This is a genomic window from Peptoniphilus hominis (ex Hitch et al. 2025) (assembly GCF_040096015.1).
Taxonomy (GTDB): Bacteria; Bacillota; Clostridia; order Tissierellales; family Peptoniphilaceae; genus Peptoniphilus_A; species Peptoniphilus_A hominis.
This window is the reverse complement of sequence record NZ_JBBMFO010000014.1, coordinates 1-15,058: the sequence shown is the minus strand read 5'-3', so window position 1 is coordinate 15,058 and position 15,058 is coordinate 1. Positions and strand designations below refer to the sequence as shown.

General features: G+C 35.3%; 31 protein-coding genes. All 31 read right to left on the bottom strand.

The window, feature by feature from the left end; all coding sequences use genetic code 11:
* Positions 1–89 precede the first annotated feature (89 nt).
* From WMO19_RS05525 to rpsJ, 31 genes are read right to left on the bottom strand one after another with little or no spacing between them, the layout of a single operon-like run.
* Positions 90–713, bottom strand: a complete 624-nt coding sequence (locus WMO19_RS05525) for a methylated-DNA--[protein]-cysteine S-methyltransferase (protein ID WP_349170614.1) — start codon at positions 711–713, stop codon at positions 90–92.
* Between the two features lie 45 nt (positions 714–758).
* Positions 759–1,100 (bottom strand): 50S ribosomal protein L17, encoded by a 342-nt coding sequence (gene rplQ / locus WMO19_RS05520; RefSeq protein WP_019124971.1) that lies wholly within the window; start codon positions 1,098–1,100, stop codon positions 759–761.
* Positions 1,101–1,110: 10 nt separating this feature from the next.
* Entirely contained in the window at positions 1,111–2,058 is a 948-nt protein-coding gene (locus WMO19_RS05515; RefSeq protein ID WP_019124972.1) for a DNA-directed RNA polymerase subunit alpha, read from the bottom strand.
* Positions 2,059–2,084: 26 nt separating this feature from the next.
* Positions 2,085–2,480, bottom strand: coding sequence for a 30S ribosomal protein S11 (gene rpsK / locus WMO19_RS05510; protein ID WP_019124973.1), 396 nt, complete (start codon positions 2,478–2,480; stop codon positions 2,085–2,087).
* 12 nt (positions 2,481–2,492) lie between these two features.
* Complete coding sequence (gene rpsM, locus WMO19_RS05505) at positions 2,493–2,855, bottom strand: 30S ribosomal protein S13 (RefSeq protein WP_019124974.1); 363 nt, start codon at positions 2,853–2,855, stop codon at positions 2,493–2,495.
* A gap of 11 nt (positions 2,856–2,866) precedes the next feature.
* Positions 2,867–2,980: a 50S ribosomal protein L36 gene (gene rpmJ, locus WMO19_RS05500; protein WP_010244353.1), complete on the bottom strand. Its 114-nt coding sequence runs from the start codon at positions 2,978–2,980 to the stop codon at positions 2,867–2,869.
* Positions 2,981–3,003: 23 nt separating this feature from the next.
* Positions 3,004–3,222, bottom strand: coding sequence for a translation initiation factor IF-1 (gene infA, locus WMO19_RS05495; protein ID WP_005957367.1), 219 nt, complete (start codon positions 3,220–3,222; stop codon positions 3,004–3,006).
* Positions 3,223–3,240: 18 nt separating this feature from the next.
* On the bottom strand, positions 3,241–3,495 hold the full coding sequence (locus tag WMO19_RS05490; protein WP_349170610.1) for a KOW domain-containing RNA-binding protein: 255 nt from the start codon (positions 3,493–3,495) through the stop codon (positions 3,241–3,243).
* A 3-nt stretch (positions 3,496–3,498) separates the two neighbouring features.
* Positions 3,499–4,140: an adenylate kinase gene (locus tag WMO19_RS05485; RefSeq protein ID WP_349170608.1), complete on the bottom strand. Its 642-nt coding sequence runs from the start codon at positions 4,138–4,140 to the stop codon at positions 3,499–3,501.
* 9 nt (positions 4,141–4,149) lie between these two features.
* Positions 4,150–5,430 carry a preprotein translocase subunit SecY gene (secY, locus tag WMO19_RS05480; RefSeq protein ID WP_019124977.1) on the bottom strand — a complete coding sequence of 427 codons (1,281 nt, stop codon included), beginning with the start codon at positions 5,428–5,430 and terminating at the stop codon, positions 4,150–4,152.
* Positions 5,430–5,879, bottom strand: coding sequence for a 50S ribosomal protein L15 (gene rplO, locus WMO19_RS05475; RefSeq protein ID WP_019107904.1), 450 nt, complete (start codon positions 5,877–5,879; stop codon positions 5,430–5,432). Before rplO ends, secY begins: the two co-directional genes overlap by 1 nt.
* Positions 5,880–5,892: 13 nt before the next feature.
* Positions 5,893–6,069, bottom strand: coding sequence for a 50S ribosomal protein L30 (gene rpmD / locus WMO19_RS05470; RefSeq protein WP_019124978.1), 177 nt, complete (start codon positions 6,067–6,069; stop codon positions 5,893–5,895).
* A gap of 10 nt (positions 6,070–6,079) precedes the next feature.
* Positions 6,080–6,586 carry a 30S ribosomal protein S5 gene (rpsE, locus tag WMO19_RS05465; protein WP_019124979.1) on the bottom strand — a complete coding sequence of 169 codons (507 nt, stop codon included), beginning with the start codon at positions 6,584–6,586 and terminating at the stop codon, positions 6,080–6,082.
* A gap of 13 nt (positions 6,587–6,599) precedes the next feature.
* Positions 6,600–6,962, bottom strand: a complete 363-nt coding sequence (rplR, locus tag WMO19_RS05460; RefSeq protein ID WP_070610406.1) for a 50S ribosomal protein L18 — start codon at positions 6,960–6,962, stop codon at positions 6,600–6,602.
* 15 nt (positions 6,963–6,977) lie between these two features.
* A complete protein-coding gene (gene rplF, locus WMO19_RS05455) occupies positions 6,978–7,514 on the bottom strand; it encodes a 50S ribosomal protein L6 (RefSeq protein WP_019124981.1) in 537 nt (178 codons plus the stop codon).
* Positions 7,515–7,528: 14 nt separating this feature from the next.
* On the bottom strand, positions 7,529–7,924 hold the full coding sequence (gene rpsH / locus WMO19_RS05450) for a 30S ribosomal protein S8 (protein ID WP_019124982.1): 396 nt from the start codon (positions 7,922–7,924) through the stop codon (positions 7,529–7,531).
* Between the two features lie 29 nt (positions 7,925–7,953).
* Complete coding sequence (locus tag WMO19_RS05445) at positions 7,954–8,139, bottom strand: type Z 30S ribosomal protein S14 (protein WP_019107910.1); 186 nt, start codon at positions 8,137–8,139, stop codon at positions 7,954–7,956.
* An 11-nt stretch (positions 8,140–8,150) separates the two neighbouring features.
* Entirely contained in the window at positions 8,151–8,696 is a 546-nt protein-coding gene (rplE, locus tag WMO19_RS05440) for a 50S ribosomal protein L5 (protein ID WP_019124983.1), read from the bottom strand.
* An 11-nt stretch (positions 8,697–8,707) separates the two neighbouring features.
* Positions 8,708–9,016 carry a 50S ribosomal protein L24 gene (gene rplX / locus WMO19_RS05435; RefSeq protein WP_019107912.1) on the bottom strand — a complete coding sequence of 103 codons (309 nt, stop codon included), beginning with the start codon at positions 9,014–9,016 and terminating at the stop codon, positions 8,708–8,710.
* 14 nt (positions 9,017–9,030) lie between these two features.
* On the bottom strand, positions 9,031–9,399 hold the full coding sequence (gene rplN / locus WMO19_RS05430) for a 50S ribosomal protein L14 (RefSeq protein ID WP_019124984.1): 369 nt from the start codon (positions 9,397–9,399) through the stop codon (positions 9,031–9,033).
* A gap of 23 nt (positions 9,400–9,422) precedes the next feature.
* Positions 9,423–9,677 (bottom strand): 30S ribosomal protein S17, encoded by a 255-nt coding sequence (gene rpsQ, locus WMO19_RS05425; protein ID WP_019124985.1) that lies wholly within the window; start codon positions 9,675–9,677, stop codon positions 9,423–9,425.
* Between the two features lie 4 nt (positions 9,678–9,681).
* Positions 9,682–9,888, bottom strand: a complete 207-nt coding sequence (gene rpmC / locus WMO19_RS05420) for a 50S ribosomal protein L29 (protein ID WP_070610404.1) — start codon at positions 9,886–9,888, stop codon at positions 9,682–9,684.
* Positions 9,878–10,309 (bottom strand): 50S ribosomal protein L16, encoded by a 432-nt coding sequence (rplP, locus tag WMO19_RS05415; RefSeq protein ID WP_019124987.1) that lies wholly within the window; start codon positions 10,307–10,309, stop codon positions 9,878–9,880. Before rplP ends, rpmC begins: the two co-directional genes overlap by 11 nt.
* Before the next feature lie 17 nt (positions 10,310–10,326).
* The gene (gene rpsC, locus WMO19_RS05410; protein ID WP_019124988.1) at positions 10,327–11,091 is read right to left on the bottom strand and encodes a 30S ribosomal protein S3; all 765 of its coding nucleotides are present in this window, start codon (positions 11,089–11,091) and stop codon (positions 10,327–10,329) included.
* 11 nt (positions 11,092–11,102) lie between these two features.
* On the bottom strand, positions 11,103–11,438 hold the full coding sequence (gene rplV / locus WMO19_RS05405; protein ID WP_019124989.1) for a 50S ribosomal protein L22: 336 nt from the start codon (positions 11,436–11,438) through the stop codon (positions 11,103–11,105).
* Positions 11,439–11,449: 11 nt separating this feature from the next.
* Positions 11,450–11,734: a 30S ribosomal protein S19 gene (rpsS, locus tag WMO19_RS05400; protein ID WP_019107919.1), complete on the bottom strand. Its 285-nt coding sequence runs from the start codon at positions 11,732–11,734 to the stop codon at positions 11,450–11,452.
* A 12-nt stretch (positions 11,735–11,746) separates the two neighbouring features.
* Positions 11,747–12,577, bottom strand: coding sequence for a 50S ribosomal protein L2 (rplB, locus tag WMO19_RS05395; RefSeq protein ID WP_349170604.1), 831 nt, complete (start codon positions 12,575–12,577; stop codon positions 11,747–11,749).
* Positions 12,578–12,595: 18 nt separating this feature from the next.
* Positions 12,596–12,883, bottom strand: coding sequence for a 50S ribosomal protein L23 (rplW, locus tag WMO19_RS05390; RefSeq protein ID WP_019124991.1), 288 nt, complete (start codon positions 12,881–12,883; stop codon positions 12,596–12,598).
* Positions 12,883–13,506, bottom strand: a complete 624-nt coding sequence (rplD, locus tag WMO19_RS05385) for a 50S ribosomal protein L4 (protein ID WP_070610401.1) — start codon at positions 13,504–13,506, stop codon at positions 12,883–12,885. The genes rplW and rplD overlap by 1 nt, the downstream gene beginning before the upstream one ends.
* Positions 13,507–13,523: 17 nt before the next feature.
* Positions 13,524–14,156 (bottom strand): 50S ribosomal protein L3, encoded by a 633-nt coding sequence (rplC, locus tag WMO19_RS05380; RefSeq protein ID WP_019124993.1) that lies wholly within the window; start codon positions 14,154–14,156, stop codon positions 13,524–13,526.
* A 58-nt stretch (positions 14,157–14,214) separates the two neighbouring features.
* On the bottom strand, positions 14,215–14,532 hold the full coding sequence (gene rpsJ / locus WMO19_RS05375) for a 30S ribosomal protein S10 (protein ID WP_005957385.1): 318 nt from the start codon (positions 14,530–14,532) through the stop codon (positions 14,215–14,217).
* Positions 14,533–15,058 lie beyond the last annotated feature (526 nt).

The following is a 15,058-nucleotide window of genomic DNA, read 5'->3' as shown; positions in this document are numbered from 1 at the left end:
GCTTAAAAGTAACAAAATATTATAAAATTTTCTTGAAGTAATTTGCGGAGAGAATTTTTTAAACTCTCCTTAAAATTTTTTAATAAAAATTATTTGTGATTTTTTGGCATGAAAAATTTATTTACATCTATGCCTTCAAGTTCTAGGAGCCTTACCTTTCTACCAAGCCCTCCTGCATAGCCAGTAAGAGATCCACTTGTCCCAACAACCCTGTGGCAAGGGATGATTATAGAAAGAGGATTGTGCCCTACTGCACCGCCCACTGCCTGTGCCGACATTCTCTCGTACTTGCCACTTGCTATAAGTTTATTTGCAATGTCTTTATAGGTAAGAGTTTCGCCATAGAGGATCTCCAACAAAATTTTCCACACATCTTTTCTAAATTCTGTGCCTTCCAGTTTTAACTTAGGTGTAAAATTTGGGTCCTCGCCAGAAAAATATAGGTCCAACCATTTTTTAGTATCTCCTAAAATTTTATCGTCACAAAATTTTTCTCCAGACACTTTATTTTTATCATAATCAAGACTCTCACCCCTAAGATTTTTATCTTTTATCTCAAAATCCTTCCCATCATCAAAATTTTTTACCTCTTCATCCTTCATAATGTCATTAAATTCTTTTTGCCCTTCAAAATAAAGTCCAAGAAGAGTGCCCTCATGGAAAAGGATTAAAATTTTCCCCAGGGGAGAACTATAAATACTTCTATAAAGCATAGAACCTCCAAAAGTATAAAAAAAAGGAAACCCCATTGGATTTCCTTATACTAATTCTATAATTGAAATTTCTGCACCGTCTCCACGTCTTGGACCCATCTTCAATACTCTAGTGTATCCACCATTTCTATCTGCATACTTTTCAGCGTATTCGTCAAATAATTTTGTAACAACATCTTCTGAATAAATATATGCTAAAGCTTGTCTTCTTGCGTGAAGGTCGCCTCTTTTTCCAAGTGTAATCATACGATCAGCAATCTTTTGAACTTCCTTAGCTCTTGTGTGAGTAGTTTGAATTCTACCTTCACGCAAAAGAGAAGTAACAAGGTTTCTAAGCATTGCCTTTCTATGACTTGAATTACGGCCAAGTTTTCTGTTTTTTGCCATAATGTCCTCCTTAATCTTCTTCAGCTTTGAGGCCAAGTCCTAATTCTTCAAGTTTTTCAGTTACTTCTAGTAGGGATTTTCTACCAAGATTTCTAACCTTCATCATTTCACTTTCAGTCTTATTAGTAAGTTCCTCAACGCTGTTTATTCCAGCTCTCTTTAGGCAGTTAAAAGACCTAACAGATAGATCTAATTCTTCAACTGTCATTTCGAGAACTTTTTCTTTTTGATCCTCTTCTTTTTCAACCATCAAATTTATTTCACTGACATGTTCTTTAAGGCCAATGAAGAGTTCAAGATGTTCTGTCAAGATTTTTGCTGCAAGAGATGTAGCTTCATCAGCTTTCATAGAGCCATCTGTTGTAACTTCAAGGATTAATCTATCATAATCAGTTCTTTGTCCCACTCTTGTGTTTTCAACTTTCCAGTTTACTTTTTCCACAGGAGTGAAGTTAGAATCCATTGGAATAATTCCAATTTCAGTTATTTCATCCTTTTTAAGTTCAGAAGGTTCGTAGCCTCTTCCCTTTTCAACCATCATTTCAAGATAAAAATCAGCATCTTCATTTAGAGTCGCTATATGTTGATCTGGATTGATAATAGTTACATGAGGTTGAAGTTCAATGTCAGAGGCTTTAATTTCTCCCTTGCCCTTCTTTTCTATAATTAGTTTTACAGGTTCATCTTCAGTCATCTTTAAAACTATAGATTTAATATTTAAAACTATTTCAGGTACATCTTCCAATACCCCTGGAATTGTATCAAATTCATGTTCAACGCCGCGAATATTTATGAAAGATACAGCTGCGCCTGGTAGAGAGGAAAGTAGCACTCTTCTTAAGGAATTTCCAATAGTGATACCAAATCCAGCTTCTAGTGGTTCAACGACAAATTTGCCATATAAACCTGACTCATCTAATTCTTCAATACTAATCCTAGGTTTTTCAATTTCAATCATGGGTACCCTCCTTCTCGATAAATAGCTTAGACTCTTCTACGTTTTGGTGGCCTACATCCATTGTGAGGAATTGGAGTAACATCTTTAATCATAGTTACTTCAAGACCTGATGCTTGAAGAGATCTAATTGCAGCTTCTCTTCCTGAACCTGGACCCTTTACATATACATCAACGCTTTTTAATCCATGTTCTTTAGCCTTTTCAGCTGCTTCTTGTGCTGCTTCTTGTGCTGCAAAAGGAGTTGACTTTCTTGAACCTCTAAATCCAAGTTGTCCAGCACTTGCCCAAGATATAACATTACCGTTAATATCAGTAAGAGTAACCATAGTGTTGTTAAATGTTGAAGCTATGTGAGCTTCACCCTTTTCAATATTTTTACGAACACGTCTTCTTGAACGTGTAACTTTTTGTTTTTTAGCCATTAAAGTCCCCCCTTACTTACTTTTACTAACAAGTTTCTTAGGACCTTTTCTTGTCCTAGCATTAGTCTTAGTTTTTTGTCCTCTTACAGGAAGACCCATTTTATGCCTTCTTCCACGATAACAGTTGATTTCACGAAGTCTCTTGATGCTCATTGCAACATCACGACGCAAATCACCTTCTACGTGGTATTTATCTATTTCATCTCTGATTTTAGCAAGTTCAGCTTCAGTCAAATCTTTAACTCTTGTATCAAAATCAACGCCTGCAGCAGTTAAAATTGCTTGAGATCTAGGTTTTCCAATACCATAAATATAAGTGAGTCCGATTTCAACTCTCTTTTCTCTAGGTAAATCTACACCGGAAATTCTAGCCATAATTACCTCCCTTATCCTTGTCTTTGTTTATGTTTCGGATTTTCACAGATTACCATTACTTTTCCGTTTCTCTTAATAATTTTGCACTTTTCGCACATCTTTTTTACAGATGGTCTTACTTTCATTTAAATGCCTCCTAACCTTAGGATTATTTCTTTCTCCAAGTTATTCTTCCTCTTGTAAGATCATAAGGTGAAAGCTCAACTGTCACCTTATCACCAGGAAGAATTCTAATATAATTCATTCTCAATTTACCTGAAATATGAGCAAGTATGATATGTCCGTTTTCAAGTTCTACCTTGAAATGAGTGTTTGGAAGAGCGTCTACAACAACGCCTTCAACTTCGATTACATCTTCTTTAGCCATATTATTAAGGATCCTCCTTTAGCTATAAGGTAATAGTTTCTTCCTAATATAAGAATCACTTAGATCTTTAAGGTCAAGATCAATGATGTCCTTATATATATAAAGATGTTTTACCTTTTTTTTCTTTGGTCGATCTAGCTTTCTCAGTTTTCCATCAACAAGATAAAGGTAGTCTTTGTCAATAATATCAATTACCACAAAAACTTTTCCCTCATCTCTACCTTTTTTGGATCTTACAACTTGTCCCTTTAAAAGACTAAATGTATTATCCATGAACTATTCGAGACCATTAACTATATCTTCAAATACCTTGTCAATATCCTTGGCACCATCGATATCTACAAGAAGATTTTGTGCCCTGTAGTAATCAATAAGAGGTGCAGTTTGATCAAAGTAAACTGAAATTCTAGTTTTTACAGTTTCTTCAATATCGTCATCTCTTTGAATAAGCTTAGTGCCATCCTTATCACAAATTCCTTCTTCCTTTGGAGGATTGAATTTAACATGATAAGTCATTCCACAAGTTTTACAAACTCGTCTTCCAACAGCTCTTTCTATTAAAATTTCAGGGTCAACTGAAATATTAATAACCTTAGTTAATTTGTCATTGTTCTTGTCTAAAATAGAGTCAAGACTGACAGCTTGAGCCACAGTTCTTGGAAAACCATCTAATAGAAATCCTTCTTTAGCATCAGCCTTGTTAAGTCTGTCTTCAACAAGGGCGATTACAAGATCATCAGGAACTAAAAGACCCTTGTCCATATAAGACTTAGCTTCTTTACCAAGTTCTGTATTGTTCTTAATATTTTCTCTAAAGATATCTCCAGTTGAAATGTGTGGAATATTGTATCTTTCAACAATATATTCAGCTTGTGTGCCTTTGCCGGCCCCTGGAGGTCCCAATATAACTAATTTCATAAATGCCTCCTATTTATTCTTCAAGAAACCACGATAATTTCTCATGATTAATTGTTGTTCTAATACTCTATGAATTTCAAGTACAACACCAACTACGATGATAATTGATGTACCACCATAATTAAATTGTAGACCTGAAATAAGTGTTAGTATAGTTGGAAGAACTGCAAGTATAGAAAGTGCAATTGCTCCCGGCATAACCAATCTATTTAAAGTTCTGCCTAAATAATCGCTTGTAGGTTTTCCTGGTCTAATACCACTAATAAAACCACCATTAGCTTGAAGGTTTTTAGAGTATTCAACAGTGTTGAATTGGATTGTAGTGTAGAAGAATGTGAAGAATACAATAAGAATAACAGTAAATATTATATAAATCACAGCTCCAGGTCCTCCAGCAGGAGTTAACCATTTTTGAATCCAATTTCTAGTTGATTCACTTGTAAACATAGCAATAGTTGCTGGAATAGCAAGAAGTGAGTTGGCAAAGATAATTGGCATAACACCAGTCATCAAAACCTTAATTGGAATATGAGTAGCTTGTCCGCCATACATCTTTCTTCCTACAACTCTCTTAGCATATTGCACAGGGATTCTTCTCTCACCTTCCGTAAGTGTTACTACAAATACAACAATTGCAATAGCAATTATTACAAATAGCACTAAGAAGATTGGGCTAGATTTGCCTGCCTTTACAAGAGCAATAGATTGAGCTATATCAATTGGAAATCTTGAAACAATACCTGCAAAAATTAAAATTGAAATACCATTTCCGATTCCATGTTCAGTTATTTGTTCACCTATCCAAACAAGTATAGAAGTACCTGCTACTATTGATAGGATTATAGTTGTGTATTCAAGAGCACTTGTAGCATCAATTGCCTTTCTAAAGAAACCAAAAGTATAACCAATTGCTTGAACAAGAGCTATAGCAGTAGAAAGATATCTAGTATATTTAGCTATTGCCTTTCTACCAGTTTCCCCTTCCTTTGCAAGAGATTCCAATGAAGGAATGGCAATTGTCAAAAGTTGAAGAATGATTGATGCAGTAACATATGGATAAATGTTAGCAGCAAAAATTGTAAATCGTCTAAAGTTACCTCCTGCCATTAAATCTAGGAAGGAGAAAATTGATCCGCCTGCTCCACTCATAAGTTGTGAAATAACTTGTGAGTTCATGTATGGAACGGCAATGTGTGATCCAAGTCTATAAAGTAGAAGCATGAATAAAGTGAATAACATCTTCTTACGAAGAGATTCAATCTTCCATGCACTCTTAAAAGTTGATAGCATTAAATCACCTCGGCCTTTCCTCCGCAAGCCTCAATTTTTTCTTTAGCAGATTTTGAGAAATGCTGAGCTTTTACAGTAAGTTTTACATTTAATTCACCATCTCCCAAAATTCTAATTCCGTCTTTAGCTTTTCCAGCTTTGATAAATTTGTTTTCTATTAAGAATTCAGGAGTGATTTCAGTTCCTTCTTCAAATACGTTAAGATCTGCTACGTTAATAACTGCATATTCTTTCTTGAAGATGTTTGTAAATCCTCTCTTTGGAAGACGTCTAAATAGTGGCATTTGTCCACCTTCAAATCCAGGTCTTACTCCTCCGCCACTTCTAGCATTTTGTCCCTTGTGACCCTTGCCAGATGTTTTGCCAGTACCGGAACCTATTCCACGACCTACTCTTTTTCTAGCTTTAACTCCGCCGCCTTCATTAGGTCTTAAGTCATGTAACTTCATTAGGTACACCTCCTTATTCTACTACTTCGATCATATAATCGACTTGCTTTAACATACCCCTGATTTGAGGTGTATCATTTTTTTCAATAACTTGGTTTAACTTAGTAAATCCAAGTGCTTTTATTGTTTTTCTGTGTTTAGGTACTTTGCCGATAGGACTTTTAACAAGTTTAATTTTAATAGTACTCATGATTTTCCTCCTATCCTAAAATTTCATCCGCTGATTTATTTCTAAGTCTTGCAACAGATTCAACAGTTTTAAGTTGTTTTAAACCTTCAATAGTTGCATTAACTGTGTTTCTTGGATTGTTTGTACCAATGTTCTTAGTACGAATATCTGAAATACCTGCAAGTTCACATACAGCACGAACTGCACCGCCTGCGATAACTCCTGTACCTTCTCTTGCTGGTTTTAAGAAAACTCTACCTGCACCATAAATTCCAGTAACTTGATGAGGAATAGAAGTGTTTAGTAGGTTTACTTTAATAAGATGTTTTTTAGCATCTTGTGTTGCTTTTCTTATAGCTTCAGGAACTTCAAGAGCCTTACCTGTACCTACACCAACGTGTCCGTTTCTGTCGCCAACTACTACAAGAGCTGAGAATCTAAAGTTTCTACCACCCTTAACTACTTTGGCAACTCTGTTTATAGATACAACTCTTTCTTCAAGATCAAGTTCTGCCGCATTTATTAATGAACGCTCCATTACTTCCTCCTTCTTAGAATTTTAGTCCGGCTTCTCTAGCTGCGTCAGCAAGTGCCTTGATTTTTCCATGATATACATAACCACTTCTATCAAAAACAACTTCTTCGATACCCTTTTCTTTTGCCTTATTAGCAATAGAAGTACCAACAGCCTTTGCCGCTTCAATATTTCCAGTGTTTTCTAAATTCAATGACTTATCAAGAGTTGATGCACTTAATAAAGTGTTACCAGCCTCATCATCAATAAGTTGAGCATAAATATGCTTTGATGATCTGTAAACTGAAAGTCTTGGTTTCATAGCAGTACCGGAGATATGATTTCTAAGTCTTTTGTGTCTTTTTATTCTGTTTTCATTTTTATTAATCTTTTTTAACACTTAAATTCTCCTCTCTTACTTACCAGTCTTACCAACTTTACGTCTTACATGTTCATCAGTGTATCTGATACCCTTACCCTTATATGGTTCAGGTTCTCTGAAGCTTCTAATGAAAGCAGCATAAGCGCCAACTTGTTGTTTGTCATTGCCTCTTACGATAATTGAGTTTGGAGCAGGAACTTCAACTTCAATACCTTCTGGATCTTCAAGATCAAGAGGATGTGAGAAACCTAAGTTAAGAGAAAGAACCTTTCCCTTCTTAGCAGCTCTGTATCCAGTTCCGATTATTTCAAGAGATTTTGTATAACCTTCTGTAACGCCAATTATCATATTGTAGATTAGAGTTCTAGTTAAACCGTGAAGTGCCTTAATTCTTTTAATTTCATTTGGTCTTTCTACAGTGAGAACTCCGTCATTTAATTCTATTTTTAAATCTTTATCGAAAGATTGTGTTAGTTCACCCTTTGGTCCCTTAACAGTAACTGTTTGACCGTCAACTTTAACATCAACGCCCTTTGGGATTTCAATAGGTTTTTTGCCAATTCTTGACATTTTTCACCTCCAAATTACCAAACGTAGCAGATTACCTCTCCGCCAACTTTATCTTGTCTTGCTTTTTTATCTGTAATTATTCCCTTAGATGTAGAGATAATTGCAATTCCTAGTCCTCCAAGAACTTTAGGAACATCTTCGCACTTAACATAAACTCTAAGTCCCGGTTTAGATATTCTCTTTAAGCCAGAGATAACTTTTTCTCCGTCCTCTGAATACTTAAGATCAATCTTGATCATTCCTTGTTTGTCGTCTTCAACAACATCGAATCCTTTAATATAGCCTTCATCAAGAAGAATTTGAGCTATTTCTCTTTTAATTTTAGAGCAAGGAATATCAACAGATTTGTGTCTTGCATTATTTGCATTTCTAATTCTTGATAGCATATCTGCAATTGGGTCTGTCATCATATCAGTTTGCCTCCTTTCATCTAAGGCTTTTACCAGCTAGCTTTTCTTACGCCAGGAATTTGTCCCTTGTACGCAAGTTCTCTAAAGCATATTCTACATATTCCATATTTTTGTAAAACAGCATGTGGTCTTCCACAGATTTTACATCTAGTATATTCACGAGAAGAATACTTTTGTTTCCTCTTTTGTTTTGCAATCATTGATTTTTTTGCCACAATGTACCTCCTTAAGCCTTAGCAAAAGGCATTCCCATTTTGTCTAGGAATTCTTTAGCTTCTTCATCAGTATTAGCAGTAGTTACAATAACAATGTCCATTCCTCTAATAGCGTCAACCTTATCATATTCAATTTCAGGGAAGATAAGTTGTTCTTTAAGACCAAGGGCATAGTTTCCTCTACCATCAAAAGCAGTAGGCTTAACGCCTCTAAAGTCTCTAACTCTTGGAAGTGCAACATTCATTAATTTATCTAAGAATTCATACATTCTTTGTCCTCTTAGAGTAACCTTAACACCAACATTTTGTCCTGCACGAAGTTTAAAGTTGGCAATTGATTTTCTTGCTTTAGTAACAACAGCCTTTTGACCAGCTATAGTAGTAAGTTCTTCTACTGCTGATTCAAGAGCCTTGTGATTATCCTTAGCTTCACCAATACCTATGTTAATAGTGATTTTTTCAAGTTTCGGTACTTCCATAACATTTCTATAGTTGAAATGTTCCATTAGGTGGCCCACAACTTCTGTCTTATATTTTTCTTGTAATCTTGAAGTCATTATTCTACCCCCTATTTAATGTTCTTTCCGCTAGACTTTGCATATCTAACTTTTTTTCCGTCTTCAAATTTATAGCCAATTCTTGTAGCCTTTCCTGATGCACTGTCAAAGTACATAACATTAGATACATGAATTGGAGCTTCCATTTTTTCTATTCCACCTGGGTTTTGAGGTCCTCTAGGTTTAATGTGTTTAGTAACAATATTTACCTTTTCAACAACTACTAAATCTTTTTTAGGAATTGTTCTTAGGACTTTACCAGTTTTGCCTTTATCTTTTCCGGCTATAACTTTTACGATGTCATCTTTTTTAATTTTCATATTACACCTCCAAATTATAGTACTTCCGGAGCTAGAGAAATAATCTTCATAAAGTTTCCAGCTCTTAGTTCTCTAGTTACAGGTCCAAAAATACGAGTGCCAACAGGGCTTCTATCATCTTTAATTACAACAGCAGCATTATCATCGAAGCTAATGTAAGATCCGTCTTTTCTGCTGATGCCCTTGTTTGTTCTAACAATAACTGCTTTTACAACAGCACCTTTTTTGACAACGCCACCGGGTGTTGCATTCTTTACAGAACACACTACAATATCTCCGATAGAAGCTGTCTTTCTATTAGTTCCACCAAGGACTTTAATTACAGATAGTTCTCTTGCACCTGAATTGTCAGCAACACGCAATCTTGTTTCTTGTTGAATCATGTTATTCTCCTTTCAAGTTAAAATTATTGAGCCTTTTCAATAATTTCTACAAGTCTCCATCTTTTATCTTTACTTAGTGGTCTAGTTTCCATAAGTTTTACGCGATCACCAATACCACATTCATTATTTTCATCATGAGCCTTGAATTTAGTAGTCTTCTTAAATCTCTTTTTGTAAATTGGATGAGTTTTTAAAGTTTCAGTTTGAACTACAATAGTCTTATCCATTTTATCGCTTACTACAATTCCTGTTATAGTTTTTCTTGAATTTCTTTCCATGAGATTAAGCCTCCTTTCCAACTTCAAGTTCACGTTCTCTAATGATCGTTTTAACTCTTGCTATATCTCTTTTAACACTTTTAATACTTGATGGATTGTCAAGTTGACCAGTGGCCAATCTGAATCTCAAATTAAAAAGTTCATTTTTAAGTTCATTAACTTTCTTATTTAAATCTTCGCTTGACATCTTGCGAATTTCATTAGCCTTCATTTGAGTCACCATCCTTATCTTTCATAACGAATTTAGTTCTCACAGGGAGTTTCATAGATGCAAGTCTCATAGCTTCTCTTGCAACATCTTCAGAAACACCGCCCATTTCAAATAAAATTCTTCCTGGTTTAACTACTGCAACCCAATACTCTGGAGCACCTTTACCGGAACCCATACGAGTTTCAGCAGGTTTTTCAGTAACAGGTTTGTCTGGGAAAATCTTAATCCAGATATTTCCACCTCTACGAATATATCTTGTCATAGCACGACGTGCTGCTTCTATTTGATTTGAAGTTATCCAACAAGGTTCTAAAGCTTTTATACCATATTCGCCGTATGCAAGCTCATTACCACGCATAGCCTTGCCCTTCATTCTGCCTCTGTGAACTTTACGATATTTTACTCTCTTAGGCATCAACATGACTATTCCTCCCTTCTTTAAGACTCTTTATTTTTATTGTCTCTTCTATTATTTCTATTGAAATTATTGTTTCTATTATCGCGTCTCTTGCGGTTTCTGTTATCTCTATTGTCTCTATTGTCTCTAGGTTTTCTTCTTGAATCTTCTCTTAGTTCAGGAAGAACTTCGCCCTTATAAAGCCAAACTTTAACGCCAAGCTTACCATAAGTAGTATCAGCTTCAGCGAAACCGTAGTCGATATCAGCTCTTAATGTTTGAAGAGGAATAGTTCCTTCAGAATAACCTTCAGTTCTTGCCATATCTGCACCGCCAACACGGCCTGATACAGAAGTCTTAATACCAAGAGCTCCTTGACGCATAGTTCTTTGGATAGCTTGTTTCATTGCACGTCTAAATGCAACTCTTCTTTCAAGAGATTCAGCAATAGCTTCAGCAACGATTTGTGCGTCTAAATCTTGGTTCTTAATTTCTTCAACATTTATTACAACAGATTTATTTGTTAGCTTTTCAATTTCAGCTCTAAGTTCTTCAACTCCAGCGCCACCACGGCCAATAACCATACCTGGTTTAGCTGTGTGAATTGAAACTTTAACTCTGTTAGCAGCTCTTTCGATTTCAATTTTAGAAATACCTGCAGTATAGAGTTTTTTCTTAACATATTTTCTAATATTGTTGTCTTCAACTAAAAGATCGGCAAAATTTTTCTTGTCTGCATACCATTTTGAATCCCAATCTTTGATTACTCCAACACGAAGTCCATGTGGGTTTACTTTTTGGCCCATTCTCTACCTCCTTACTCTCTTTCTGCTACTACAACGCCAATGTGACTTGATCTTTTAAGGATTGGATAAGCCATACCCTTAGCCTTAGGACGAAATCTCTTCATAGTAGGTCCGTCATTAGCGTATGCTTTCTTCACATAAAGATCGCTTCTGTCTAAATTAAGGTTGTTTTCAGCATTAGCTACAGCTGATTTTAATACCTTATAGAGTTCATGAGCTCCCCTCTTATTAGTAAACTTTAAAATAGAGAGGGCCTCATCAACGCTTTTGCCGCGTATTTCAGCGCAAATATAATTCACCTTAAGAGGTGATATTCTTACATATTTTGCAATTGCTTGTGCTTGCATTTTAACCCTCCTTATTTAACTGTTGTGCTCTTTTCGCTCTTGCCGCCGTGGCCTCTATATGTTCTTGTTGGAACAAATTCACCTAATTTATGTCCTACCATGTCTTCAGTAATATATACTGGCACATGTTTTCTGCCGTCATGAACAGCAATTGTGTGTGAAACAAATTCAGGGAAAATAGTTGAGCGACGAGACCAAGTTTTAATTACTTTCTTTTCATTTTTTTCATTAAGCTCGTCAACCTTCTTTAGAAGGTGTTCATCAGCAAATGGTCCTTTTTTTATTGATCTACTCATTATACCCTCCGATTACTTAGTTCTTCTTCTTACTATATACATATCAGATTTTTTAGATTTCTTTCTAGTCTTAAGTCCTAGAGCTTTCTTGCCCCAAGGAGTCATAGGTGAAGGTCTACCTACTGGAGTTCTACCTTCTCCACCACCATGAGGGTGATCAACAGGGTTCATTGCAGATCCTCTAACATGAGGTCTGTTTCCAAGATATCTGCTCTTACCTGCCTTACCTAAAGTGATAAGTTCATGAGAAATATTTCCAACTTGTCCAATAGTTGCCTTACATCTTTGGCTAACTAATCTAAATTCACCTGAAGGAAGTCTAAGTTGAGCATATTTTCCTTCTTTTGCCATAAGTTGAGCTGATGATCCAGCACTTCTTGCAATTTGACCGCCCTTTCCAGGAGTCATTTCGATGTTGTGAACAGTAGTACCAACAGGGATATCAGCAAGCATTAGTGCATTACCAACTTTGATATCTGCATCTGTACCTGATTCTACAATATCGCCAACTTTAAGTCCGTTAGGTTGAATGATGTATCTCTTTTCACCATCAGCATAAGATAAAAGTGCAATGTAAGCAGTTCTATATGGATCATATTCAATAGCTTGTACTTTTGCAGGAATATTGTCTTTATCTCTTTTTAAATCTATAATTCTATATTTTCTCTTAACTCCGCCGCCTCTATGTCTACTAGTAATTCTACCTTGTGAATTTCTACCGGCAGTTTTATTGAAGCTAACTAAAAGAGATTTTTCAGGTGTAGTCTTTGTAATCTCTTCGAATGTAGCAACAGTCATCTTTCTACGGGCAGGAGTTGTAGGTTTAAATCCTCTAATCGCCATTTTAATACCTCCTACTTATCAAATAGAATCAAAAAATTCTATTGGTTCTGAGTCATCAGTAAGTTTAACTATAGCCTTTTTCCATGAAGGACGTCTTCCTTGATGAACTCCTTGTCTCTTTAATTTTCCACGCATATTCATTGTATATACTTTTTCAACCTTAACGCCGAAGATTTCTTCAACAGCTGCTCTGATTTCAGGCTTAGTGGCATCCTTTGGCACTTCAAAAGTGTACTTATTTTCTGCCATCATGTCCATACTTTGTTCAGTAACTAAAGGTCTTTTAATAATGTCAAATTTATTCATCAGTTAAAAACCTCCTCAACAACATCAAGTGCAGCCTTAGTGATAATTAAGTTATCGTATTTTAATAACTCATAAACATTAATATCAGTAGCTCTTGATGTCTTTACACCAGCGATATTTCTTGCAGCTCTTTGAACATCTTTTTCGTCGTCATTAACAACTACAAGAGCCTTTCCTTCTGCCTTAATATCCTTTAAGATGTTGGCGAAAATCTTTGTCTTTGGTTCTTCCATAGTTAATTTGTCAACAAGGATTATTTCACCATCTTGTAATTTTGTAGTAAGAACTGATCTAAGAGCAGCTCTTCTAGTTTTCTTAGGAGTTGTGTATGAGTAATCTCTTGGTTTCTTAGCGAAAACAACTCCGCCGCCTCTCCATTGAGGTGATCTAATGGAACCTTGTCTTGCACGACCAGTTCCCTTTTGTCTCCAAGGTTTTCTTCCGCCACCACGCACTTCAGCACGAGTCTTAGCAGAGTGAGTACCTTGTCTTTTATTAGCCAAAATATTTTTAACAACTAAATAAACAGCATGAGTGCTTACAGGAGCATCAAATAGCCCTTCACTTAGTTCGACTTCTTCAACAGGATTTCCCTTAATGTCAATCATTTGAATTTTAGGCATTTCTTTACCTCCCTATCTTATTTAGTCATTTTAGTAGTGCTTTTAATTCTAACAGTTCCCTTCTTAGGTCCTGGAATAGCACCCTTAACTAAAATTAAATTTTTATCTGTATCTATTCTAACAATTTCAAGGTTTTGAACAGTAACTCTTTCGTTACCCATTTTTCCAGCCATTCTGTGGTTCTTGAATACTTTTCCTGGATAAGAAGCAGCACCCATACCACCTGGCATTCTGTGGAACTTAGAACCGTGAGTTTCTCTACCACGACCGAAGTTGTGGCGTTTAATAATACCAGCAGTTCCTTTACCCTTTGAAGTACCGATAACATCAACGTGTTCTCCAACTTCAAATAAATCTACCTTTATTTCATCGCCAAGATTGTAAGACTCAACATCATCAGTTCTAAATTCAGAAAGATGTTTTCTATATCCTACGCCTGCCTTGTCGAAATGTCCCTTCTCAGGTTTGTTAAGTTTCTTTTCCTTAACTTCATGTGTTGCAACTTGGATAGCATTATAACCATCGCTTTCAATAGTTTTCTTTTGCACAACAACATTTGGTTCTACTTCAATAACTGAGACAGGAGTGACAATACCCTCTTCATCAAAAATTTGGGTCATGCCAATTTTTTTACCTACTAAATATTTCATGTTGCACCTCCTAATATTTACAGCGGACTTCTATTTAGAAGTCATATAAAGCAAAGTTTTAAAGTTTAATTTCTATATCTACACCAGCTGGTAGATTTAACTTCATAAGTGAATCTACAGTCTTTTGTGTAGGATTAAGTATATCAATTAGACGCTTGTGAGTTCTTTGCTCAAATTGTTCTCTTGAATCCTTATACTTGTGTACAGCTCTTATAATTGTGATGATTTCCTTTTCTGTTGGAAGAGGAATTGGTCCAGAAACTTCTGCACCGCTCTTTTTAGCAGCATCAACAATTCTTAGTGCTGAATTATCAAGTAATTCGTGATCATAAGCTTTAAGTTTAATTCTGATTTTTTGTTTGCCTTTGTTAGACATATTTACCTCCTATTCGCTAAAGCCTTACTTGCGAATGGGGTTATCGATAAACGCACCCTTGTGTATCAAGGGGTCCGTCTGAAAAAAATAACCCGCGCCCAAGTCCAGCTTGGACTTCTCTGTCATAATTACCTCGAAACTCCTTTTTTTCAACAAAATCTCAAGCAACTTATGACTTCATCGCAACTTTCTTTTTTAAACGCTCTGGTATTATATAACAAATAAAGCCACTTGTAAAGGAAATTTACACATTTTTTTTAAATTTTTTAGAAAAATTTTATTTTTCTCCTAGACAAATTTTTTCCATATAAAAATAAATAATTTTGCTAGAAAAATTTCCTTTGACAAAAATTTTTACAAATATTTTTTATTTTTTCTATTATATAAGATTTTTTTCTATTATATAAGATTTTTTTCTATTATATATAAAGAATCTTAGAAAATTTTTTGGCTCTATAATATCTGTTGGGGAGTAAATCTCTAACAGATATTTTTATATAAAAAAATTGCACTTATACGCATTTAG

Excerpts from the sequence above, each read along its gene's own strand:
- WMO19_RS05525 (WP_349170614.1), bottom strand. The coding sequence starts at position 713 with ATGCTTTATAGAAGTATTTATAGTTCTCCCCTGGGGAAAATTTTAATC.
- rplQ (WP_019124971.1), bottom strand. The coding sequence starts at position 1,100 with ATGGCAAAAAACAGAAAACTTGGCCGTAATTCAAGTCATAGAAAGGCA.
- WMO19_RS05515 (WP_019124972.1), bottom strand. The coding sequence starts at position 2,058 with ATGATTGAAATTGAAAAACCTAGGATTAGTATTGAAGAATTAGATGAG.
- rpsK (WP_019124973.1), bottom strand. The coding sequence starts at position 2,480 with ATGGCTAAAAAACAAAAAGTTACACGTTCAAGAAGACGTGTTCGTAAA.
- rpsM (WP_019124974.1), bottom strand. The coding sequence starts at position 2,855 with ATGGCTAGAATTTCCGGTGTAGATTTACCTAGAGAAAAGAGAGTTGAA.
- rpmJ (WP_010244353.1), bottom strand. The coding sequence starts at position 2,980 with ATGAAAGTAAGACCATCTGTAAAAAAGATGTGCGAAAAGTGCAAAATT.
- infA (WP_005957367.1), bottom strand. The coding sequence starts at position 3,222 with ATGGCTAAAGAAGATGTAATCGAAGTTGAAGGCGTTGTTGTAGACGCT.
- WMO19_RS05490 (WP_349170610.1), bottom strand. The coding sequence starts at position 3,495 with ATGGATAATACATTTAGTCTTTTAAAGGGACAAGTTGTAAGATCCAAA.
- WMO19_RS05485 (WP_349170608.1), bottom strand. The coding sequence starts at position 4,140 with ATGAAATTAGTTATATTGGGACCTCCAGGGGCCGGCAAAGGCACACAA.
- secY (WP_019124977.1), bottom strand. The coding sequence starts at position 5,430 with ATGCTATCAACTTTTAAGAGTGCATGGAAGATTGAATCTCTTCGTAAG.
- rplO (WP_019107904.1), bottom strand. The coding sequence starts at position 5,879 with ATGAAGTTACATGACTTAAGACCTAATGAAGGCGGCGGAGTTAAAGCT.
- rpmD (WP_019124978.1), bottom strand. The coding sequence starts at position 6,069 with ATGAGTACTATTAAAATTAAACTTGTTAAAAGTCCTATCGGCAAAGTA.
- rpsE (WP_019124979.1), bottom strand. The coding sequence starts at position 6,586 with ATGGAGCGTTCATTAATAAATGCGGCAGAACTTGATCTTGAAGAAAGA.
- rplF (WP_019124981.1), bottom strand. The coding sequence starts at position 7,514 with ATGTCAAGAATTGGCAAAAAACCTATTGAAATCCCAAAGGGCGTTGAT.
- rpsH (WP_019124982.1), bottom strand. The coding sequence starts at position 7,924 with ATGATGACAGACCCAATTGCAGATATGCTATCAAGAATTAGAAATGCA.
- rplE (WP_019124983.1), bottom strand. The coding sequence starts at position 8,696 with ATGACTTCAAGATTACAAGAAAAATATAAGACAGAAGTTGTGGGCCAC.
- rplX (WP_019107912.1), bottom strand. The coding sequence starts at position 9,016 with ATGAAAATTAAAAAAGATGACATCGTAAAAGTTATAGCCGGAAAAGAT.
- rplN (WP_019124984.1), bottom strand. The coding sequence starts at position 9,399 with ATGATTCAACAAGAAACAAGATTGCGTGTTGCTGACAATTCAGGTGCA.
- rpsQ (WP_019124985.1), bottom strand. The coding sequence starts at position 9,677 with ATGGAAAGAAATTCAAGAAAAACTATAACAGGAATTGTAGTAAGCGAT.
- rpmC (WP_070610404.1), bottom strand. The coding sequence starts at position 9,888 with ATGAAGGCTAATGAAATTCGCAAGATGTCAAGCGAAGATTTAAATAAG.
- rplP (WP_019124987.1), bottom strand. The coding sequence starts at position 10,309 with ATGTTGATGCCTAAGAGAGTAAAATATCGTAAAGTTCACAGAGGCAGA.
- rpsC (WP_019124988.1), bottom strand. The coding sequence starts at position 11,091 with ATGGGCCAAAAAGTAAACCCACATGGACTTCGTGTTGGAGTAATCAAA.
- rplV (WP_019124989.1), bottom strand. The coding sequence starts at position 11,438 with ATGCAAGCACAAGCAATTGCAAAATATGTAAGAATATCACCTCTTAAG.
- rpsS (WP_019107919.1), bottom strand. The coding sequence starts at position 11,734 with ATGAGTAGATCAATAAAAAAAGGACCATTTGCTGATGAACACCTTCTA.
- rplB (WP_349170604.1), bottom strand. The coding sequence starts at position 12,577 with ATGGCGATTAGAGGATTTAAACCTACAACTCCTGCCCGTAGAAAGATG.
- rplW (WP_019124991.1), bottom strand. The coding sequence starts at position 12,883 with ATGAATAAATTTGACATTATTAAAAGACCTTTAGTTACTGAACAAAGT.
- rplD (WP_070610401.1), bottom strand. The coding sequence starts at position 13,506 with ATGCCTAAAATTCAAATGATTGACATTAAGGGAAATCCTGTTGAAGAA.
- rplC (WP_019124993.1), bottom strand. The coding sequence starts at position 14,156 with ATGAAATATTTAGTAGGTAAAAAAATTGGCATGACCCAAATTTTTGAT.
- rpsJ (WP_005957385.1), bottom strand. The coding sequence starts at position 14,532 with ATGTCTAACAAAGGCAAACAAAAAATCAGAATTAAACTTAAAGCTTAT.